Source organism: Streptomyces sp. NPDC048353, from assembly GCF_055587165.1.
The window spans coordinates 93,113-113,176 of the sequence record NZ_JBVJGU010000006.1; the positions used below are offsets into that span (position 1 = coordinate 93,113).

A 20,064-nucleotide genomic window follows, 5' to 3' on the forward strand; every position below is an offset into this window, starting at 1 on the left:
CCCCGTCCGCCCGTACTCTCCGTGCCGCCGTTCCCGTGGTTCACGGGCGCACCCCCTCGCGCGGCGCCGGGGTGGGCGAGGACGGCGTCCGCGGGGACCGCGTCGGCGCGCTCCCGGCCCGGGGGCGGAGCCGCGCGGCCAGGATCCGTACGAGACCGGCCGCGGCCGTCGCCGTCCGGCGCCGGCGCGGGACGGCGGACCGGCGGTGCAGAACGGCGTAGTCGTCGGCGGCGATCGCGTCCAGGATGCCTCCGTAGAGGGTGTACGCGGTACGGATGCACGGCCGCACCCGGGGTTCGAGCATGGCGATCCCGGGCGCCGCCTCCCGGTAGACGTCCCGGGTCATGGCCTCGAACTCGACGAACGCGGAGCGGATGCGCGCGTCCCGCCCGCCGGTGCGGCGGCTCCACTCGAGCAGGGGCCGGTGGACGCCGTGGGCGGCGAGCAGATCGGCCGGGAGGTAGACCCGGCCGCGCTCCAGGTCCTCCCCCACGTCGCGGAGGAAGTTGGTGAGCTGGAACGCCCGCCCGAGCGCCGCGGCGTGGGGCGCCGCCGTCTCCCGGTCGACGACCGTCCCGAGGACCGGCAGCATCTGCAGACCGATCACCGCGGCCGAACCGTGCATGTAGGCGTGCAGGTCCGCGTAGGTCGGATAGTCGGTGACGCTCAAATCGCTGCGCATGGAGGCCAGGAAGTCGGCGAAGAGGCCGGGGTCGATGGCGTACCGCTCGGCGGTGTCCGCGACCGCCCGTACGACCGGTTCGTCGCCGTGGCCGGTCCGGAGGCCGCGCGCCAGGTCGCTCTCCAGCAGGCGGAGCAGCCGGTCGCGCTCCGCCGGGGGCTGCGCCCGGTCGAGGTCGTCGACGATGTCGTCCGCCCAGCGGGCGAAGCCGTACAACGCGTGGACGGCGCACCGACGTTCGAGCGGCAGGAGGCGGGTGGCGAGGAAGTACGTGCGGCCGTGGCGGGCGTTGAGCTGCCGGCACCGGGTGTAGGCGGCGCGGAGGCCGGGGTCCGTGACCCCGGCCGCGTCGAGTTCACGACGGGTCATGTGATGCCTTTCGGGTCCGGGACGGGGGTGCGCACGGGAGGGACGGGGCCGCCCGGCGTGCCGGGGGCGGTCACGGGAGGGCCGCTCGACGGCCCTGGCGTGGGGGTGGCGGCCCGGTCCGCGCCGCGCGGCGGCCGGGCGGGGCGGCCCGCGCCGGTCGGGCGGGGGGTGCCCGTGATGCGGGCGGCGGCGAGCCGGCCGCTGATGAGGACCGTGGGGACGCCGACCCCGGGGGTCGTCCCGCAGCCCGCCAGGACGACGTTGTCGTAGCCGCGTACGAGGTTGCGGGGCCGGAAGGGGCCGGTCTGGGCGAACGTGTGCGCGACCGAGAACGGGCTGCCCGCCCCGTGGCCCTGGGCCGTCCAGTCCGCCGGGGTGACCAGGACCTCCTGGTCGAGGGAGGCCCCGAAGCCCTCCAGCCCCCGCCGTTCCAGCTCGGCGACGACGCTGTCGCGGTACCGGGGCCCGAGGTCCCGCCAGTCGGCGGCCGACGGGCCCGTCGCGGTGTTGGGGCACGGGGCGAGGACGTAGTGCAGGTGCTTCCCGGGCGGCGCGAGGCCCGGGTCGTGCGTGGTCGGCCGGGTGATCAGCAGCGAGGGGTCGCTCATCAGCCGTCCCGTACGCGTCAGTTCCTCGAAGGTCCCCTCCCACGCGGCGCCGAAGGAGAGCGTGTGGTGGGCGAGCTCCGGCCAGGTGCGGTCGGTGCCGGCGTGGAGGACCACGGCGGACGGTGCGTGGCGCAGCGGCACCGGGCGTCTCGGGGCACGCCCCAGGAGGCGGTGGACGACGGGCAGATCGGGGGTGAGGACGACCGCGTCGCAGGCGATCCGCTCACCGGAGGCCAGGCGCACGGCCCGCACCCGTCCCGCCGAGGTCTCCAGCGCGTTCACCTCGGCCGACCAGCGGAAGGCCCCGCCCGCGTCGGCCGCGGCGTCCGCCATCGCCCGGGGGAGGGCGTGCATGCCGCCCTTCGGGAACCAGACGCCGGCGACGGTGTCCATGTACGCGATGACGGCGTAGGCGGCGAGGGCGCGGGCCGGTGCCACTCCCGCGTACAGCGCCTGGAAGGAGAAGACCCTGCGCAGCCGCTCGTCGGAGAGGAAGGCGCCGATCCGCGCGTCCAGGCGTCCGAAGCCGCCCAGGGCGGCCAGCCGGGCCAGGTCCGGGTGGAGGAGCTGGAAGGGCGAGTCGAAGTTGGTGTCGATGAAGCGGCGCATCTGCGCCCGGTACAGCCGGCCGAGCCAGGTGCGCAGGCGGCGGTAGCCCTCGGCCTCCGCGGGGCCGGCGAAACGCCTGACCTCGGCCTCCATGGCGTCGCCTTCGGTGTGGACGTCCAGGCCGGTGCCGTCGGCGAACCGCGCGCGGTAGGCGGGGTGCAGGGGGATCAGTTCCACACGGCGGTACAGGCTGTCGCCGACGGCGGCGAACGCCTCGTCGGCGAGGTGCGGCATGGTCAGGACGGTGGGGCCGGTGTCGATGCGGTAGCCGCCGGCGTCGAGCCGGCCGGCCCGGCCGCCGGGCCCCGCGTCCCGTTCGACGACGGTCACCCGGCGGCCCGCGCCGAGGAGGTGGAGGGCGGCGGCGAGCCCGGAGAGCCCGGCGCCGACCACCACCACGTGGTCCGTGGGTCCGGACACGGTCTTCACGGGGTCTCCCTCTCCGCCGGCGGGCGCGGAAGCTCGGCCGTGCTCTCCGTGTCCGCCGCCGGGCGCAGAAGCTCGGCCCTGGTCTCCCTCTCCGGCGCCTGGCGCAGGCCCGCGGCCGTGGCCACCAGGGCGGCGAACTCGGCCTGCACGCGGGGGCCCGCTCCGGTGGACGCGAAGTGGCGCCCGCTGCGGGCGCACAGGTCGGCGATCTCGTCCTCCACCACCGCGCGGGCCCCCGTCCGCTCCAGGGCGGCTCGCATGCGGGCGATGTCCGGTTCGGAGCGGGGCGCGCGGCCGGGTGCGAGGGCGTCGACGGCGTCCGCGTCCCGCGCCTCCGTCGCTCGCTTGAGGGCCACCGCGAGGAGGTAGGTCAGCTTCCGCGCGCGCAGGTCGTCGTCGGCGGGCTTGCCGGTCTCGGCCGGGTCTCCGTAGACACCGAGCAGGTCGTCGCGGAGCTGGAACGCGAGGCCCGCGCACCGGCCCGCGGCCCGCAGCGCGTCCAGGGCCCGGTCGTCGGTCTCGGCGCCGGCCATGCGCGCGCCGAGGGCCAGTGGCCGTACGACGGTGTACAGCGCGCTCTTCAGTGTCGCGATGCCGATGGCCTCGTCGAGGGCGGACGAGCCGGTGGCCTGGGCGCGCACGTCGCGGTACTGCCCGGCGACCATCTCCCCGCGCATCGCCCGCCATTCGCCGTGGACCTGCCGTCCGGCGCGCGGGGGCAGCGCGAGGGCCGTGTCGGTGAGCAGGTCGTCGGCCCACGCCAGCGCCAGATCGCCGGCCAGCACGGCCGCGGTGGCGGCGTAGGCGTCCGCTGAACCGTTCATGCGGCCCGTCCGGTGCAGCTCGGCGAACTGCCGGTGCACGGCCGGTGCGCCGCGGCGCACGGGCGAGCCGTCCATGAGGTCGTCGTGTATCAGCGCGCAGGCCTGCAGCAGTTCGATGGCCGCGCCGATCCGGACCGGGCCGTCGGGGTCGCCGCCCGCGCCCGCGGCCTGCCAGCCGCACCACACGAAGGCCGTCCGCAGCCGTCTCCCGCCGCCGCGAACGAACCCGGCCACCCGCTGCGCGACCTCCCCCGCGAACACGTCGTCGATCGCCCGGGCCTCCCGGACCCGGTGGTCGAGATGGTCCGCGAGGGCGACCTCGACGGCCGCGATCGCTTCCCCGGCGGTGCGTGGACCGCAGGTCCGCGTCCCGCCGGCGGTCGCGCCGGCGAGGGCGGCGCCGTTCGCGGGAGCGGCGGCCGCCGTCCTCCCCGCCGCCGTCGCACTCGTACGGAGCATGGCACTCCCCTCAGGTTCCGTTTCCGCGCACGCGCACTACTTCGGCTGTCGGCTCGCACCCGGATGCGCTCATGCCTGCCCGTTGTGCCACCCCACCGGAAGGCGAGTCACCCGCCCGGCGGAACACCGGCCGCGGCGGGACGGCGGGACCGGGGAATCGAGGTCGGGTCCGGGAGGGGCTTCCGGTACGGACCGGCCATCGGAGATGATCACCCGATGAAGCCGACCAGTCGCCGTACCGTCCTGACCTCCGTCGCCGCCGTCGCGGGCCTGCCGCTGCTGAGCGACGTCACCGGGGGTGGCGTCGCCGCCGCCGCCACGCCCGCCGCCGCGCCCGCCGCCGCGCCGCTGTCCGGGACGACGGCCGCGGCGGAGCGGTTCGCCTCCAACACCGCGCTGTACAGCAGCGGCGCCTTCCAGGAGGGCGTCGACTGGACGCGCCGCTTCCGCAGCGGCGCCCGCCCCGGTCTCCTCGACAACGCGAGCGGGACGAGCGAGGCCGTCCGCAGCACGGCGGTCATCGCCCCGCACGGCGGCGGCATCGAGGCCGGCACCAGCGAGCTGTGCCTCGCCATCGCCGGTTACGAACTCGCCGGCGCCGGGGCCACTCTCCCCGCGCCGAAAGCGGGTGTGCCGCAGCGGGACTACTGGATGTTCGAGGCGCTGGTCTCCCATGACGACCTCCACGTGACCTCGACCCACTGCGACGACCCGGCCGCGCTGGCCGTCTGCGGCGACAACCTGTACGCGGTCTCTCTGCACGGATTCCGTCCGGAGACGGGTCCGGCCAAGCAGATCCTCATCGGCGGCCGGGACCAGCGGCTGATGCGGAACCTGGCGGCGGCGTTCGCCGCACACGGCTTCACCCCGGAGAACGGCGACGCCGACCTGGTGGTGAAGGTGGTCGTCGCGGGCGTCGACAGCCCGCTGAACGGCGACGACCCGACGAACATCGTCAACCGGACGCGGACGGGTTCCGGCGCCCAGCTGGAGATCTCCACCGAGCTGCGCCGGGCCATGTTCGGGGAGTTCGACGGCGCCGCCAACCGGCGGCGGACCGCCGGCGTGGGCACCGGTCACCAGGCCCACTTCTGGAACGGCTTCGTCGGCGCCGTACGCGAGGCGATCGAGCGGCACGAGCAGGGCCGCGACTCCGTACGGTGAGCGACACCGCGCCCGGCTGGGGCCTGCGGTCGGGCGTCCCGGTCGGGCGTCCCGGCGCCTCCCCCGCTTCTCGTGGCATCGTGGGGACATGGCCATCGATGTGCGCCCGGCTTCGGACTTCGCGGACCTGCGGGCGGTGCTCGGACCGAAGTCGCCCGGCGCCAACGTCTGCTGGTGCCTGAGCTACCGGATCCCGTCCAAGCTCAACAACGAGCTGCGCGGGCCCGCGCGCGGTGAGTACGTCGCCGAGCTGTGCCGGAAGGGGCCGCCTCCCGGGGTGCTCGCCTACGACGGCGACGAGCCGGTCGGCTGGGCCGCCGTCGCACCGCGCGCGGACACCTCGTTCGCCCGCAACCGCAAGATCCCGCACGTCGACGACCTGCCGGTGTGGTCCCTGTGGTGCGTCCGCGTCCGCCCCGGCACCGCAAGCAGGGCATCTCGCACGCCCTCATCGACGGCGCGGTCGCGTTCGCCCGCGCCCAGGGCGCGCCGGTCGTCGAGGCGTACCCCCTGGACAACGGCGACGCGAAGGTCGACCTCACGATGGCGTACGCCGGTCTGCGGAAGAACTTCGAACGGGCCGGCTTCGTCCACACCGCCGACACGACGTCGGTGCTGGCGGGCCACCCCCGGATCCTGATGCGCCGCGACCTGCGCTGACCCGCGAGTCCTGCGGCGGTGAGCGCGGCGGACAGGGGGAGGTCGCGGTGAGGGCCCCGGGTACGCTCGCCCGCATGTGGCCTCGGATCAACGGTATGCGGACGCTGGAGCTCGGGAGCCCCAGCGCCCTGCGCGACGAACTCAACGCCCTCGTCCTGGGCGGCGCGAAGACGGCGACCGCCACCCTGCGGGCCGAGTACACCGAGGAGGGCGAGGGGCTCGAGGCCCCGGGGGAACGCCTCGCCCTCCTCGACAACGGCGGCGCCGCCCTCGCCGTCCTCGAGGTCACGGACGTGCGGACGCACCCCTTCCTCGAGGTGCCCTGGTCCTTCGCCCGGGCGGAAGGCGAGGGCTACACCGACCTGGAGCACTGGCGAAGGGCCCACCTCCGCTTCTGGACGGACACCGAGGGCCGCCATGTCGACGCGACCACCCCGGTCGTGTGCGTGCGCTTCGTGCGCGTCGGCGCGGGTTGATCCCTCCGAACGCCGCCGCGCCGGGCGGCGACCTGTTCGCCACCGAGTTCGAGCCGGAGTCGACCGCCACCGCCGCGAGGCCGACGTCTCGCGCCCGCCTCACTCGCCGACGGAGTCGTCCGCCTCAGCGCCGACCTCGCGACCGGTGTCGTCGGCCGGCGCGTCCGGGATCCCGAGCGAGGTGAGGAACGCGGTCGCGGCGGGAGTGCGGCCGGCGCGGCTCCACACCACGTACTCGACGCGGGTCGGCGCGTCGGTGACCTCGACGGTGACGACGCCGGTGAGCCGGGGTGCGTACGCGGAGGGGAGCAGGGCGATGCCGAGCCCCTCGCCGACGAGCCGGGCCATCAGGGAGTCGGCGGTGGTCACCTCGAAGGCGACCTCCCGGGCAAGGCCGGCGGCCGCGAAGGCCTGATCGGACTGCGTCCGCCCGGCCGTGCCCGGCGGCAGGTCCACGAACACCTCGGCGGCGAGCCGGCGAAGGCCGACCGACCGCTCCCCGGCGAGGGGGTGGTCCGGGGCCACCACGGCGACGAGCCGGTCCCGCGCGAGTTCCCGCCCGTGCACGCCGTGAGGGCGCGCGGTGGTCGGCAGTCCGAGGAAGGCCAGGTCGAGGGTGCCCTCCGCGACCTGTTCGACGAGTTCCTCGCTCGCGCCGACGCGCAGGCCGACGCGGACGGCCGGATGGCGTCGGCGGAAGTCGCGCAGAGCGCCGGGGATGTCGACGGCGGCGACGGTGGGGATCAGGCCCACAGTGAGCCGTCCGCGTACCTCACCGACCGCGGCGGCGACCTCGGCGGCAGCCCGTCCGGCCGCCTCCAGGCATTGGCGCGCGGCGGGCAGGAAGGCCGCACCGGCCGGGGTGAGGCGCACCCGGCGGCTGGTGCGCTCGAAGAGCCTGGCGCCCAGTTCCTTCTCCAGGCGGGCGACTTGGTGGCTGAGGGCGGACTGGACGACCAGGCAGCGCTCGGCGGCCCGCGTGAAGCTGCGGGTCTCGGCGACGGCGATGACGTACCGCATCTGCTGGAGTTCCATCGATCCATCGTCGTTCGCGATCGATGGGATGACAAGCATGTGTTGGACTCATCGATCGCCCCGAATCGAGACTGTGGGCATGACCTCTCCCCCACCCGTACGCCTCCCTTCGGCCGGAAGCGGGAGCGCCGGGGGCTCGACGCCCCTTCTCCTGCTGACCGCGGTCGCTCCCGTCTCCTGGGGCACGTTCTACGTCGTCACCACCGAACTCCTGCCCGCGGGGCACCCGTTCTTCGCCGGCTGCTGCGGGCCCTGCCCGCCGGGCTGATCGCGCTGGCGCTCGGCCGGACGTTGCCGCGCGGGGCCTGGTGGTGGAAGGCCGCGGTCCTCGGGGTGCTGAACATCGGGCTGCTCTTCCCGCTGCTCGTCGTCGCGGCGGAGCGGCTGCCGGGCGGTGTCGCCGCCACCCTGGCGGCGGCCCAGCCGCTCGTCGTCGCCCTGCTGGCGGTGGCGGTCCTGCGCGAGCGGCTGTCCGTCCGCCGCCTCGGCTGGGGCGTCACCGGCATGGCCGGCGTCGGCCTGGTGGTGATCCCCGAGCGCCGCCCTCGACGTCGTGGGGGTCGCGGCGGGCCTCGCCGGCGCGGGGTCCATGGCGCTGGGGGTGACGCTCACCAAGCGATGGGGGCGCCCCCCGGGGGCCGGGCCCGCGGCGTTCGCGGGGTGGCAGCTCACGGCGGGCGGCCTGTTCCTGCTGCCGCTCACCTTCCTGGCCGAGGGGGCGCCTCCAGCGATCGACGCGCCGGCGGCCCTGGGCTACGGGTGGCTCGGGCTGGTCGGCGGTCTGGTCGCCTTCGTGCTGTGGTTCCGCGGCATCACGGCCTTGCCGGTCACCTCTGTCGCGTTCCTCGTCCTGCTCTCCCCGCTGGTCGCCGCCGCCCTCGGAGCCGTGCTGCTCGGCCAGACGCTCGGCCCGGTCCAACTCCTCGGGTTCGCCCTGGCCCTTACCGCGATCACCGCGACGCACCTTCCCGCCTCCACCTCGGCGCCCGCCCGCCCACCAGCCTGAGTTCGTCTAGAGGTCGAACTCGATGTGCTCGGGGTCGGTGTACTCCACCAGAAGGCCGTGCGCGCGGCGGCCGTTGTCGCGGAAGTACACCTCTCCGAGCGCCTCGGCGGCGAGCTGCTGGAGCCGTCCTTCGCCGGCTCCATGGTCGTGGGCGTCGAAGAGGCGCGCGGCGTGGCGGGGCGGCAGGGCGACGGTGAGGTGGCGGACGCGGGCGTCGTCGGTGGTGCCGGGCGCGGCGGTGTAGCCGAAGCGGGCGCGGGTGTCGATGACGAGACCGGCGGAGGTGGCGGCCGTCCTCTTCGCCTTCGCCCGGACCTGGGGCTGCCAGCGCTTCCGCACCTCGCGCTCCAGGCGGTCGGCGAGATCGGGACGCGGCGTCCTGAGCTGCCCCTTCACGTACCGCTCGACGGTGCGCTGGGACACCCGCAGCAGCTGTGCGACGGTCTTGGTGCTGCCTTTGCTCTGCTTGACGAGGTAACGCATGCGCGCGCCCGCGCTCTTGGGAACGGGGCGGGTGAACACCCGCTCCAGGGCCCTGTCGAGCCCCTCTCCGACCGATGCCATCGCCCTCGCCTCCTCCTGTCCTTCGTTCGCCGTCCGCCGGCTCTCGACCGCCGGCTGTGGTCTGCTGTCCGTGGGCTCTACCGTCCGTCGTCCTGGGCGGTGACCTCGCCGGTCTTGATGTAGCGGGCCAGGTTCAGTTCCTGTCCGTACGTCTCGCGGACGTGCTCCGCCCACAGGGTGGTCTGCGTGCCCTCGTGCTTGACCATGCCCGGGGAGACCCCGATCCGGAAGGAGCCGGGCACGGTCGTGCCGTCGGCGGCGTAGGGCAGGACGTCGAGCGGGCTCTGGCCCTCGGCGGCGTAGACGGCGCAGTCGGAGAGGACCGAGACGGGGTAGCGTCCCGTGGCGGCGGCGAGGGCGAGCATCTTGCGGTGCATGCCGACGCGGGCGCGGGAGATGACGGCGGCACGGATGTCGGGCCGCCAGCTGGGGCGGGCGAGAGCGGGCCAGGGTTCGCCGGGGCGCCAGCCGCCGCCGTGCGGCCGTTCGCGGAGCTTGCCGAGTCCGCCTTTCACGGTGGCCTTGATCGCGGACAGCACGACCGCCGCCTCAGGGTCACGCCGCCGGTATCCGTCCATGGCGGTGAGGAGTTCGGCCGGTGTCATGTCCTCGGTGACGCCGAGATCGGCCATGGTGGTGACGTAGGCGTGGCGCAGCCGTTTGTACCAGTCGTCGAGGTAGCGGCCGCTCGTGGGGCGCAGCCGGCCTTCCAGGGGTGCGACGTCGTAGCCGAGTTCGACCGCGTACGCGACGGTCGGGGTGGTATACCAGGCCGGGCCGGCCGGCCGTTCCCCGGTGGGGGTGAACGGGCTGGGCAGCAGGTCGCCTTCGAGGGTCCGCCACTCCTTGCCGACCCTGACCCGGGAAGGGTCGACGTGGGAGAGGTCGACCAGCCAGGAGCCGGGCACCTTGGGGTCGAACGCGGGGCTGTCCACGCGGACGGGGTCTCCCGTCAGGCCGACGAGGGCGCCGTTGGCGGCGGCGCCGAAGGCGAGGTTGACGTCGATGCCGACGACGTGGCCCCGCAGGCATTCGGCGTCCGTGAGCGGGCGTGCCCAGTCGTACGCCTCCTCCATCAGCATCTCGTCGGGGCCGCGTTGGTGGAAGCGGGGCAGGGCGGCGAGGAGCGGGTGGCCGTCGGGCGCCTCGCAGGGCGCGCACGTGACGGGGTCCGTGCCGAGGGAGCCGGGGTTGTACTCGCTGTGGCGCCTGCCGGTGGGGTCCGGCTTGCTCGCCCGGGTGGGGGGGCGCAGGGCGGTCATCAACGCCAGGCCGGTCACGGCGGTGGAGCCGCGCGGTGTCATCACGCGGGTCGCGTACGTGCCGAGGAGGCGGGCGAGGTCCGCCGGGGGCAGGTGGGCGGCGCCGTGCCAGTGCCGGGGGTCGAGCGCGTCCCAGGCGGGGACGCACAGCTGGACGGAGAAGCGCCTGGACTCCTCGGCGGGGCGGTAGATCCAGGCCCAGGGGCCGAGGCCGCGGCGCGTCAGCCGCCAGTCGGCGCGCAGGATCTGCCGCACCGCCTCGTGGGAGTCGGGCAGGCGTCCCGCCAGACGCTCCTCTGGGGTGAGGCGGGGCGGCAGGCCGTAGCGCCGGAGCGCCGTCTCGGTCAGGACGAGCAGCGGGTCGGCGTCCTTGCCCGCGCCGTGCAGCCTCTCCTGGCCGAGGCGCGCATCCGCGAGGGTCCATTCGACCAGGGCGGGCAGGGTGGTGGCGGGCACGTCCAGGACGAGACCGCCGACGCAGTACGCGAGAACGTGCCCGTCGGGGTCGGCGTCGACGACGGCGAGCGGCCCGTTGGCGAAGGGGGGTTCGTCGGCCGCCGGGGCTGCGACGCTGCCCGGGGCGCGCCGGGCGCCCCCCTTCCGGCCGGCGGGACGCGGGGCGCGCGACGCGAGGGCGGGGGCGGAGGCCGGAGCCTGGGCGGAAACGGAGGCGGGGGCGGGCGCCTGGGCCGGTGCTTGAGCGGGGGCGGGCGCCTGGGCCGGGGCGCGGTCCGGTGCCTGGGCCGGGGCGGGATCCGGGGCCTGGGCGGGGACGGGGGCGGTCTCCGGCGGGGGCGCGCGCATGACCTCGGGCTCGGGCGCGGGGTACTTGGCGGCCCATCCCTCCAACAGCCGCCGGTACGCCTGCCGGCGCGGCTGCCGCGGCTCGCTCCGCCCGCTCTCCCAGTTCTTCACGGTCTGAGTACTGGTCTCCAGCGCCTGCGCGAGGCGCGCCTGCGTGACCCCGGCGGCCTCCCGCAGCCGCGCCCTCTCCTTGGGCGACGGCATCTCCGGCTCACCCGCCAGGAGCGCGTCCACCGCGCTGAACAGTTCTTCCTCGGTCGGCATCGGCCACCTCCCCGTGGGACCCTAACGTAATTTAACCCCTTCTGTAGCCTCGGCTTTAGCCCAGCCCGGTGATCCGCTTCGGCTCCCGAGGACGCACCCCTGACGTGGACGGCATGCGTGAAGAACCGGTGAAAAAGATGATCATGACTACTCCCCCGACGCTTAGTCTGGCCGAATGACATTCATGTTCGGACGAAGAAGCCGCCTCGCCCAGCTCTCTCTCGGGGCGGCCGTAGCCGCCTCCGTCCTGCTTCCCGTCCAGCCAGCCCAGGCCGCCTCCGGCCTGGACCCGTTCGCCGCGAACTTCTCGCTGACGCGCGTCGACGGGGACAAGACGAACCTCATCACCTCCGCCGAGGCCGCCGGAGTCGCCAAGGCGTCGGTGACCGACGTCCTGGGCACCCGTACGGGACGTCCGGGGCTCTGTCACGCCACCGGACTGAACGGCGCCCTCAAACCCGACGGGTTCTGCTGGGACGATGACGACGACAGGTCCAACTACGCCGAGAGCGGCGGCGGTTGGATGCCGCAGGGCTTCGCGGGATCGCACGCCGCCACCGACGACGGGCTGTACGCGGGCCGCTCCCTGACGGTCACCTCCTGGTACCACGGCACGTACGTCAAGGGCCGCACGCCGCCGACCGTCGAGGACTACGCCAGGGTCTCGATCGCGGAGTCGGCCGGCGGCCAGGTGAAGTACGGGCACATCGCGCTCGTGGAACCGGTCGACGGCAACTTCAAGCCGCTGGAGTACCCCTCGCACTCGGACGGCGTCGCCTGGTACGGCAACCGCCTGTTCGTCGCCAACGGCGCCGAGCTGCAGGTCTTCGACCTGACGCGGATGTGGCGCATGAACGACACCACCAGCGCCCTCACCCGGCTGGCCGCGGGCAAGACCTCCGCCCGCTACCACCTCTGGGCCATGCCGCTCGTCGCCCGCTACAGCACCATCAGCACCGCCGCGGTCGACAACGTCTCCACGGCGTACGTCAACGGCAACCCGCGCGCCTGCGGTCCTTCGGTCAACAGCGAGCTGTGCCTGAGCAGCCTCAGCATCGACCGGTCCGGCGCCACGCCGGCCCTCGTCTCGGTCGAGAACCGCGGCGGCGCCGGCGCCCGCATCGTCCGCTGGCCGCTGTCGGCCCTCGGTACCGGCACGCCGACCACGGTGGCCTCGGAGACCACGGGCTACACCTCTCCCGTGTGGGGCATCCAGGGCACGGCCACGGACGGCACCAGCTACTACATGAGCGGGACCTGCCCGACGTACTGGCCGGGCGGCACCGAGCTCTACTCCTGCATCCACGTGGCCAAGCCCGGCGAGGCGCCGCACGTCCTCACCCAGGCGCCGCAGCTGACCCAGGGCCTCTCCTGGGACCCCCGTGCCAAGCGGCTCTGGGGCGCCAACGAGGCCCTGGTGGACTCCAGCGGACCGCGCCGCGTGGTGTTCAACGTCGAGCCCGACGCCGGCAAGCCCGTCGACGGCTGGAGCTGGCTCACCAACTTCCACCAGGCGGGCTCCGTCTGCGCCACGCCCCAGGGCAACGGCACCGCCAACGGCACCCCGATCACCGTGTGGGCCTGCACCGGCTCGGAGACCCAGCGCTGGAAGTACGAGAACGGTCTGATCGTCCACAAGCCGAGCGGGAAGTGCATCACCCCCGAGGCCAACGGCGCCAACACCAACGGCGCGCTGCTGACCCTGTGGACCTGCAACCCGTCGAGCGACGTGCAGAGGTTCTCTCCGTCGGCCGACGGCAGCGCCGTCAACGCCTACGGCAAGGCCATCACGCCGAAGGGCAACTCCCTGGGCAACGGCGTCTGGCTGACGCTGTGGACCCACGGCAGCCCGACGCCCGACGTCCAGGACTGGGTGATCAAGGGCTTCTAGGGCGTGTTTCGGAAGTAGCGTCGTCCGCCCGCAGGGCGGGGTCGGGGGCGTCTGGTGCGTGCGATCGCAGGCGGAGGGTGGGGGCACCTCCCGCGCCGCCAGGCGCAGGGGGAGAGAGCGCAGCGGGCTGCGCCGACGACCGACAACGCAGCGTGGGGGCACCTCCCGTGCCCGAAGGGCTACGGGGGAGTGCGTGCCAGGCGTTCCCGGCCAGACGGGACTTTCGAAACACGCCCTAGCCCCTCCCCCTCCCCCGTCCCCGCACGCGACGCGCACGGCGGAGGGGCCGGCCCGTCACCGGGCCGGCCCCTCCTCTGCCGCGCGTCCGCTCCCGTCGCGGCTTCCGCAGCGCCGGCCCGGCCCGTCAGTCGCCGTCCGCGGTGCCCAGGGCCTGGACGTCGACCGTGCCGTACACCTCGTGGACGTAGACGTTGGTGAGCCGGGGGTTGCGGTAGAAGAGAGCCTTGTCGGCGACGATCGGCAGGTAGTAGGCGCCGTCGACGACCTGGTGGTCGATGCGCCGGTGGATCTCCGCGGCCTCGGCGGGGTCGTCGGCGGCAGCGGCCTGGTCGAACAGGGTGTTGATCCGGGGGTCGTTCACCTCGGCGAAGTTGAAGTTGCCGCCGGGCAGGATCTGGCGGCCGTCGACCAGCGGCTCCAGGAACCCGGAGCCGGTGGGGTAGTCGGCGCCCCATCCGAGGAAGGTCAGGCCGTAGCCCTTGGACTTGACGACGCTGGGCGTGCCGATGACCCCGGCGCGCTGGGCGGGGTCGTAGGTCTCGATCGTGACGGAGATGCCGACCGCCTTGAGCGCGTTCCGCAGGGCGTCAGCGGACTGCCGCTCTTCCGGCCGGTCTGCCCGGGCGGCGAGCTTCGTGGTGAAGCCGCCGGGCTTCCCGCAGGCCCGCAGTTCCTCCTTCGCCTTGTCGGTCCGCGGCTTGCCGCTCACCCGTCCGAAGGGGTCGTAGGTATCGGAGTCGGCGATCGTCGGCGGAAGCATGGTGGTCTGCCGCGAGCCGGCCACCGGGCCCCCGCGCACCGTCGCGAGGGCGGCGGTGTCCGCCGCGTACACCACGGCCTTCCGGCAGTGCGCGTTGTCGAGCGGCGGGACCTTCGAAGCGAGGGCGAGATAGCGGACGAAGCCGGTGTGCGGGTTGTCGGCGTTCTTCTTCAGCTGCGGGTCCTGCAGCACCTTCGCCCGGGCCGCCGGCATGAGGCCGGTCGTGCTCACACTGAGGTCGGTGCTGCCGGCGAGCAGCCGCGCGTCGAGCTCGTCGCCGCTGGAGGCGACGGTCAGCTCCACCTTGTCCGGCAGGGCCTTGCGCAGCGGGTCGGTGGCCGGGTCCCAGCGGTCGTTGCGGACGAGGGTGAGCGACTTCCCCGGGACGTACGCGTCGAAGCGGTACGGCCCCGAGGAGACCGGCTTCTCGCCGTAGCGGGCGCCCGTGTCCCGTTCGCGCGGTACGGGGGCGGTGGCGCCCATGGCCAGGAGGTGCGGGAAGTCGGAGTCGGGCTTGGCGAGGGTGAAGACGAGCGTCGAGTCGTCGACGGTCCGCACCGAGCGCAGCCCGAGCTTGTCCGGGGACGGGTCCCGGTACGGGCCGAGATAGTCCTGGCCCTGGTCCAGGGCCTCGACCAGGAAGAGCGGACCGCCGGCGAGGACGTCCTGCGCGAAGACGCGCTCGATGCCGTACTTGACGTCCTTGGCGGTGATCGCCGTGCCGTCCTCGAAGGTCAGGCCCCGCTTCAGCTTGACGGTGTAGGTCTTGCCTCCGTCGGTCGAGACCGGGGCGGCCTCGGCGAGGTCGGGGACGAGGGTCCGGCCTTTCCGGCCCGGTGCGGCGTCGTAGGTGTAGAGGGTGCGGGCGTAGAGGCGCTGCATGTTCCAGACCCACCCGTAGTACGAGCGGGCGGGGTCCCACGAGTCGGCGTCGTAGCTGGTCGACAGGCGGAGCGTGCCGCCCTTCTTCGTGGAGGCGTTCACCACCTTGCCGACCGCGGCGTCGAAGCCCGCGGCGGTGGTGGAGCCGCCCGAACCGCCGCCTGTCGAGGTGTCGTTCGAGGTGTCGGTCTTGTCCTTGTTCTGGGCGGCCCACAGGGCGGCGGCGGTGCCGCCGCCGAGCGCGAGGGTCACGGCGAGGGCGATGGCCACCAGCCGGCCGCGGGGGCGGGTGCGTCCGGCGCCCGTCCGGTGCCCGGGCCGGGTCGACGCCGGCCCGGCTCCCGTGGTGTCCGGGAACGGCGTTGCGGCCGGACGGCCGATGACCGCGAGGGGCGGCGCGCCGGCGGCGCCCGGCGGGGTCTCCGCGGCGGGGGCGTGGGGTCCGGCGGCCGGCTGCGGGGCGGGCGGGAAGGCGGGCCGGGGCGGCGGTGCGGGGGTGGGCGCCGGCGCGGGTGACTTGCCGAGGCGGACCGGCGGCTCGTCGACCGGGACGGTCTCCGGGGCGGCCACGGCGCCGTGCGTGGGCTCGCCGCCGCGGTCGGCCTCGCCGCCGGAGCCGTGGCCGTCGTCCTCCGCACCGGCCGGAGCCGCCCGGTGGGCGAGGCGCGGGTCGGGTGTGGCGGGCGTTGCGGGGGTGGCCGGGGTGGCGGGTGTGGCCAGGGGCTCCGAGGGGCGGGAGGTGAGGGCCCGGGCCACCGCCCCCGGCAGCCAGTCGGTCTCCTGCGGCAGGTGCCCCGAGAAGGTCTGTCCGCCGGCCTCGCCGAGCAGCTGCCCCAGCTCCGCGAGGAGTTCGGGCACGGTGGGACGCCGGCCGGGCTCCTTGGCGAGGCAGCGGGCGACGAACTCCGTGTCGGCGGGCAGGCCGCGGAGGTCCGGCTCTTCGTAGACGGCGCGGAAGTTGACCGAGTGGGGTGAACCGATGCCGAACGGCCCGGCTCCGGTGGCCGCGAAGGCCAGGACGGCACCGAGGGAGAACATGTCGCTGGCCGGGCCGACCGCTCGCCCCGTGACCTGCTCGGGCGACATGAAGCCGGGGGTGCCGATCACCATCCCGGCCTGGGTCAGCGCGGTCGCCTCGGTGGCCACGGAGATGCCGAAGTCGATGACCCGCGGCCCGTCCGCTGCGATCAGCACGTTCGACGGCTTGAGGTCGCGGTGGATCAGCCCCGCGCCGTGGATGGCCTCGAGCGCCTCGACCAGGCCGGCGCTCAGGAGGAGCAGCGAGTGCCGGGGCCAGGCGCCGTGGGCGCGTACCGCCGCGTCGAGCGGAAGGCCCGGGACGTAGGCGGTGGCGAGCCAGGCGGGCGACCCTTCCGGGTCGGCGTCCACCACGGCCGCGGTGAAGAAACCGGTGACCCTGCGGGCCGCCTCCACCTCACGGGCGAAGCGCCGCCGGAACTCCGGGTCCTCGGCCAGTTCGGAGCGCACCACCTTGACGGCGACCATCCGGCCGCTGGTCGAGCGGCCCAGATAGACCCGGCCCATGCCGCCCGCCCCCAGGCGGGCGAGGAGCCGATAGCGGCCCACCTGCCGCGGGTCCGCCCCGTCCAGCGCTTCCACTGCCGCCCCCCGCCGATGGCCCGCCCCGTGCTCGTCAGGCGATGATGACACACCAGATCACGACCGTCCGGCGCGGGTTCGGGCCCGTCCGGGCCGGTCGGGCGGGCCGTGGCGGGACCGGGACGACCGGTCGACGGCCCGCCGGCCGCCGACCGCACCGGGCGCCGGCCGCCAAGGCCTCGAGGATCAAGCCCGTAATATGCACGCGGTCGCCGCCCACCGCTCGGTTCCGGTCGCGCGTCGGCGCCGATTTCCGGACTCCCACCGGGTCCGTACGGATGACTCTTTCCCCTTACTGGAGGCCTTGTTGAAACGCCGCTGGCTCTTGCCCCTTTTCGGGGCACTGCTCGCCGTCCTGGCGCCCGTCGTGCCCGCCGCACCCGCGGCCGCCGTCGATCCCGCCGACTGCGGGGGCGCGGGGGTGGAGCGCTTCGGTGCCGCCTCGGTGACCGGCGCCATCGTCGGCGCCGCCGTGCACGAGGGGCGCGGATATGTCGTGACCCGGGGTCTGAAGCCCCCGGTGCTCGCGGAGTACGACCTCGCCACGCGCCGGGTCGTACGCCAGACGCCGATACCCGACGGCCCCGCCGAGGGTTCTCCCGAAGGCGCGTGGGCCACCGCCGTGTCGGGCGGCAAGGTGTATCTCGGCACCTATCCCGTGCCCGACCTCTACCGTTTCGACCCCGCCACCGGCAAGGTCGAGCGCCTCGCCTCCCTCGGGGTCAACGGCGGCTTCATCTGGAGCATGGCCGCCGCGCCGGACGGCAAGATCTACGCGGGGACGTACCCGGACGGCAAGGTGTGGGAGTACAACCCCGCCAACGGAGCCGTCCGCAACTTCGGTGTCCTGGCCGCCGGTGAGCGCTACGTCCGCTCCCTCGACGTCGACGCGACCCATGTCTACGCCGGTCTGCTCGACACCGGCAAGCTGGTCTCCGTCAACCGCTCCACCGGCGCGACGCGCCTCCTGGCGCAGGGGGACACCGGCTTCGCCGCGGTCTCCGTCGGCCGCACCCGGGTGCGGGCCGCCAGCGGCGACACGCTGTACGACGTCCGCACCGACGGCACCGACCTGCGCAAGGTCGACCTGGGCGGGAACTCGGTCGACTCGATCGGCCTGGCGCCGGACTACACCGCCTACCTCTCCACCCGCCCGCACGGCACCGTGTACCGCTACCGCACCGCCGAGCCGCTGGTCGAGATCGGTACGCCCCGCTCCCAGGAGGAGACCCGGGGCATGGTCCTGGACGGGACCACGCTCACCGGTTTGGCCGGCAGCGGCGGGGTCTGGACGATGGACGTGACCACGGGGCAGTCGGCGTACACCGATCTGCTGGCCGCGGGTCTCACCGGCGGCGCCGAGCGTCCCCAGTCGATGCTGCTGGACGCGGAGCGCGGTGCGGTCTGGGTCGGCGGGCACTTCTCCGTGACGGTCCACCATCCCGCCACGGGAACCCAGCGCCGTATCTGGGTGCCGGGCGAGCCGAAGGCGCTGACCCGCCGCGGCGACAAGATCTACGCGGCGATCTATCCGAGCGGTCAGATCGTCGAGATCGACGCGCAGACCGACGCGATGCGCAGTCTCGGCTACCTCGGTCACGGCCAGCAGCGCCCCTGGGACCTCGAGTACGACCCCGCCACCGACAAGCTGCTGGTGGCCAGCGCGCCGCTCGGCGCCTCCCTGAAGGGCGCCCTGTCGGTCGTGGACCCCGACACCGCGCAGATCGAGGTGTACCCCGACGTGATCAAGGACCAGAGTCTGATGACCCTCAGCCTCGGTCCCGGCGGTGTGGTGTACCTCGGCGGTGACGTCCGGGGCGGCGGCGGCACGCCTCCGACGCGTACCACCGCGGCCGTGGCCGCCTTCGACCTGGCCTCGCGGACCGTGAAGTGGGAGGTCCTGCCGGTCGCGAACAACCAGACGCTGCAGGACATCAAGGTGCACGACGGCATCCTGTACGGCGTCCTCAAGCGCAACGCGGGCTGGTTCACGCTCGACCTGGCGACCCGCAAGGTCCTCGACAAGGGCACCTTGTCCGGCTATGGCGAGATCGAGGTGCACCAGGACAAGGTGTTCACCTCGACGTACTTCGGCGGCGGCAACGTCCATCTGCTCGGCCCGGGGCTGGCGGACCCGAAGCTGCTCGCCACCGGTCTCGGTGACGACTGGTACACCAATCCGCAGCTCGCGTTCGAGCCGAGCGGCTGGAAGGCGTGGGCGCTCGCGGGCCGCGATCTGGCCCGGCTGCGGCTCGACCCGGCCTGCGCGCCGCTGACCGTCACCCCCTGACCCCCCGCTCCTCCGACCGCGGGCCGACGGCCCCACGGAACGGCTGATCCACCACCCCGTCCGCTCTCCGGCGGGGGCCCGTGCACCACGGGCCCCCGCCGTTCGGTTTCCGGGGCGGGTCGGCGCGGCTGCCGTACCGGTCGGGCGCACACGGCTGTGACCACGGAAGCGATCAGTGAGGAGCCACGGCCGTGGCGCCCACCGCCGTGCGCGCCGCCGCCACGAAGGCCGCGATCGCCGGGTGGGTGCCGCCGCCCGCGCGGAAGGCGACCTTCGAGCGGCGGAAGAGGGGAAGCCGGGTCAGGACCACGTCATCGGGAGCGTGGGCGGTGGCCATCTCCGGTACAAATCCGGCGCCTTGCCCGATGGCGGCCAGTGCCAGGACCGTACGGAAGTCGTTGACCTGATGGCGGATGCGCGGCTGGAAACCGGCCGCCTGACAGGCGCGTACCGCCATCGCGTGACCGGTCGTGCCGTCCCTGGCGGTGATCCACGGGGACGTGGCCCATGGTCCGAGCAGCTCCGCCAGGGTTTCGCCGGGGGCGGTGCGACCGGTGGCGGGAGCGCCGCCGGTGGCCAGGTACACCGGCTCCTCCAGCAGGGGCACCCGGTCGACCGTGGCGTCCGGTGACGCGGGCACGAAGTCGTAGTCGTGGACGAGGGCCACGTCGAGTTCGCCGGCGCGCAGGCCGTCGGAGACCCGCGCCGAGTCGATCTCCTTCACCATGGGTTCCAGCGCGGGATGCCGCCGGGCCAGTTCGGCCAGTGTGGCGGGCACGATCGCGGGGCCGCCGGAGGGAAACGTCCCGATCCGCAGCGGCCCGCCGATGCCCTCGCGTGCCCCGGCCAGCTCGGAGACCGCCCGTTCGAGGCGTTCGATGACGGCATCGGCGTGGGTGACGAGGGTGCGGCCGGCGGGAGTGAGCACCACCCGTCTGCCGCTGCGTTCCAGCAGGGGTACGCCCGCCTCGCGTTCCAGCACGCTCAGTTGCTGGGAGACGGCCGAGGCGGTGAAGGTCAGGGCCTCGGCGACGGCCGCGATGGTGCCGCGTCGGTCCAGTTCGCGCAGCAGGTGGAGACGTCGGACATCGAGCATAAGCTGAGCTTACGCATAGGCGTAGAAACATGAGCTGGAACTACCGGGTCGATGTCGGTCAGGCTGGGCG

12 protein-coding genes and 2 pseudogenes are annotated in these 20,064 nt (G+C 74.3%); 6 read left to right on the forward strand and 8 right to left on the reverse strand.

All coding sequences use genetic code 11. The annotated features are described in order from the left end of the window. Nucleotides 1–40: 40 nt before the first annotated feature. Genes ACZ6RC_RS22360 through ACZ6RC_RS22370 form a run of 3 tightly spaced genes read right to left on the reverse strand, consistent with a single transcriptional unit; the run spans nucleotide 41 to nucleotide 3,980 of the window. The gene (locus tag ACZ6RC_RS22360) at nucleotides 41–1,051 is read right to left on the reverse strand and encodes a phytoene/squalene synthase family protein (protein ID WP_469585960.1); all 1,011 of its coding nucleotides are present in this window, start codon (nucleotides 1,049–1,051) and stop codon (nucleotides 41–43) included. After that, on the reverse strand, nucleotides 1,048–2,697 hold the full coding sequence (gene crtI / locus ACZ6RC_RS22365) for a phytoene desaturase family protein (RefSeq protein WP_469585964.1): 1,650 nt from the start codon (nucleotides 2,695–2,697) through the stop codon (nucleotides 1,048–1,050). The genes ACZ6RC_RS22360 and crtI overlap by 4 nt, the downstream gene beginning before the upstream one ends. Beyond that, nucleotides 2,694–3,980 (reverse strand): polyprenyl synthetase family protein, encoded by a 1,287-nt coding sequence (locus ACZ6RC_RS22370; protein WP_469585967.1) that lies wholly within the window; start codon nucleotides 3,978–3,980, stop codon nucleotides 2,694–2,696. The genes crtI and ACZ6RC_RS22370 overlap by 4 nt, the downstream gene beginning before the upstream one ends. 216 nt (nucleotides 3,981–4,196) lie before the next feature. Between ACZ6RC_RS22370 and ACZ6RC_RS22375 the strand changes: the two genes are divergently transcribed. The 3 genes and pseudogenes from ACZ6RC_RS22375 to ACZ6RC_RS22385 all read left to right on the forward strand — a co-directional run bounded on the left by ACZ6RC_RS22375 (nucleotide 4,197) and on the right by ACZ6RC_RS22385 (nucleotide 6,280). Continuing rightward, nucleotides 4,197–5,144: a poly-gamma-glutamate hydrolase family protein gene (locus ACZ6RC_RS22375; RefSeq protein ID WP_469585969.1), complete on the forward strand. Its 948-nt coding sequence runs from the start codon at nucleotides 4,197–4,199 to the stop codon at nucleotides 5,142–5,144. Between the two features lie 88 nt (nucleotides 5,145–5,232). Continuing rightward, nucleotides 5,233–5,804: pseudogene (locus ACZ6RC_RS22380) on the forward strand (GNAT family N-acetyltransferase). Between the two features lie 74 nt (nucleotides 5,805–5,878). Next, nucleotides 5,879–6,280: an ASCH domain-containing protein gene (locus ACZ6RC_RS22385; protein ID WP_469585971.1), complete on the forward strand. Its 402-nt coding sequence runs from the start codon at nucleotides 5,879–5,881 to the stop codon at nucleotides 6,278–6,280. A 99-nt stretch (nucleotides 6,281–6,379) separates the two neighbouring features. On the opposite strand, the gene ACZ6RC_RS22390 is transcribed toward ACZ6RC_RS22385, so the two are convergent. After that, nucleotides 6,380–7,315 carry a LysR family transcriptional regulator gene (locus ACZ6RC_RS22390; protein WP_469585976.1) on the reverse strand — a complete coding sequence of 312 codons (936 nt, stop codon included), beginning with the start codon at nucleotides 7,313–7,315 and terminating at the stop codon, nucleotides 6,380–6,382. A gap of 79 nt (nucleotides 7,316–7,394) precedes the next feature. Here ACZ6RC_RS22390 and ACZ6RC_RS22395 point away from each other — a divergent pair. Next, nucleotides 7,395–8,321: pseudogene (locus tag ACZ6RC_RS22395) on the forward strand (EamA family transporter). Between the two features lie 6 nt (nucleotides 8,322–8,327). Here the strand turns inward: ACZ6RC_RS22395 and tpg are convergent. Both tpg and tap read right to left on the reverse strand, forming a co-directional pair. Continuing rightward, nucleotides 8,328–8,885 carry a telomere-protecting terminal protein Tpg gene (tpg, locus tag ACZ6RC_RS22400; RefSeq protein ID WP_469585978.1) on the reverse strand — a complete coding sequence of 186 codons (558 nt, stop codon included), beginning with the start codon at nucleotides 8,883–8,885 and terminating at the stop codon, nucleotides 8,328–8,330. Nucleotides 8,886–8,962: 77 nt separating this feature from the next. Beyond that, nucleotides 8,963–11,215 carry a telomere-associated protein Tap gene (gene tap, locus ACZ6RC_RS22405; protein ID WP_469585981.1) on the reverse strand — a complete coding sequence of 751 codons (2,253 nt, stop codon included), beginning with the start codon at nucleotides 11,213–11,215 and terminating at the stop codon, nucleotides 8,963–8,965. A 184-nt stretch (nucleotides 11,216–11,399) separates the two neighbouring features. On the opposite strand from tap, the gene ACZ6RC_RS22410 reads away from it, so the two are divergent. Continuing rightward, entirely contained in the window at nucleotides 11,400–13,106 is a 1,707-nt protein-coding gene (locus ACZ6RC_RS22410; RefSeq protein ID WP_453617737.1) for an RICIN domain-containing protein, read from the forward strand. A 364-nt stretch (nucleotides 13,107–13,470) separates the two neighbouring features. On the opposite strand, the gene ACZ6RC_RS22415 is transcribed toward ACZ6RC_RS22410, so the two are convergent. Further along, a complete protein-coding gene (locus tag ACZ6RC_RS22415; RefSeq protein WP_469585987.1) occupies nucleotides 13,471–16,608 on the reverse strand; it encodes an ABC transporter substrate-binding protein in 3,138 nt (1,045 codons plus the stop codon). Between the two features lie 325 nt (nucleotides 16,609–16,933). On the opposite strand from ACZ6RC_RS22415, the gene ACZ6RC_RS22420 reads away from it, so the two are divergent. Next, nucleotides 16,934–18,898: an NHL repeat-containing protein gene (locus tag ACZ6RC_RS22420; protein ID WP_469585990.1), complete on the forward strand. Its 1,965-nt coding sequence runs from the start codon at nucleotides 16,934–16,936 to the stop codon at nucleotides 18,896–18,898. A gap of 172 nt (nucleotides 18,899–19,070) precedes the next feature. Here the strand turns inward: ACZ6RC_RS22420 and ACZ6RC_RS22425 are convergent, their stop codons facing one another. Further along, a complete protein-coding gene (locus ACZ6RC_RS22425; protein WP_469585993.1) occupies nucleotides 19,071–19,994 on the reverse strand; it encodes a LysR family transcriptional regulator in 924 nt (307 codons plus the stop codon). Nucleotides 19,995–20,064: the final 70 nt, after the last annotated feature.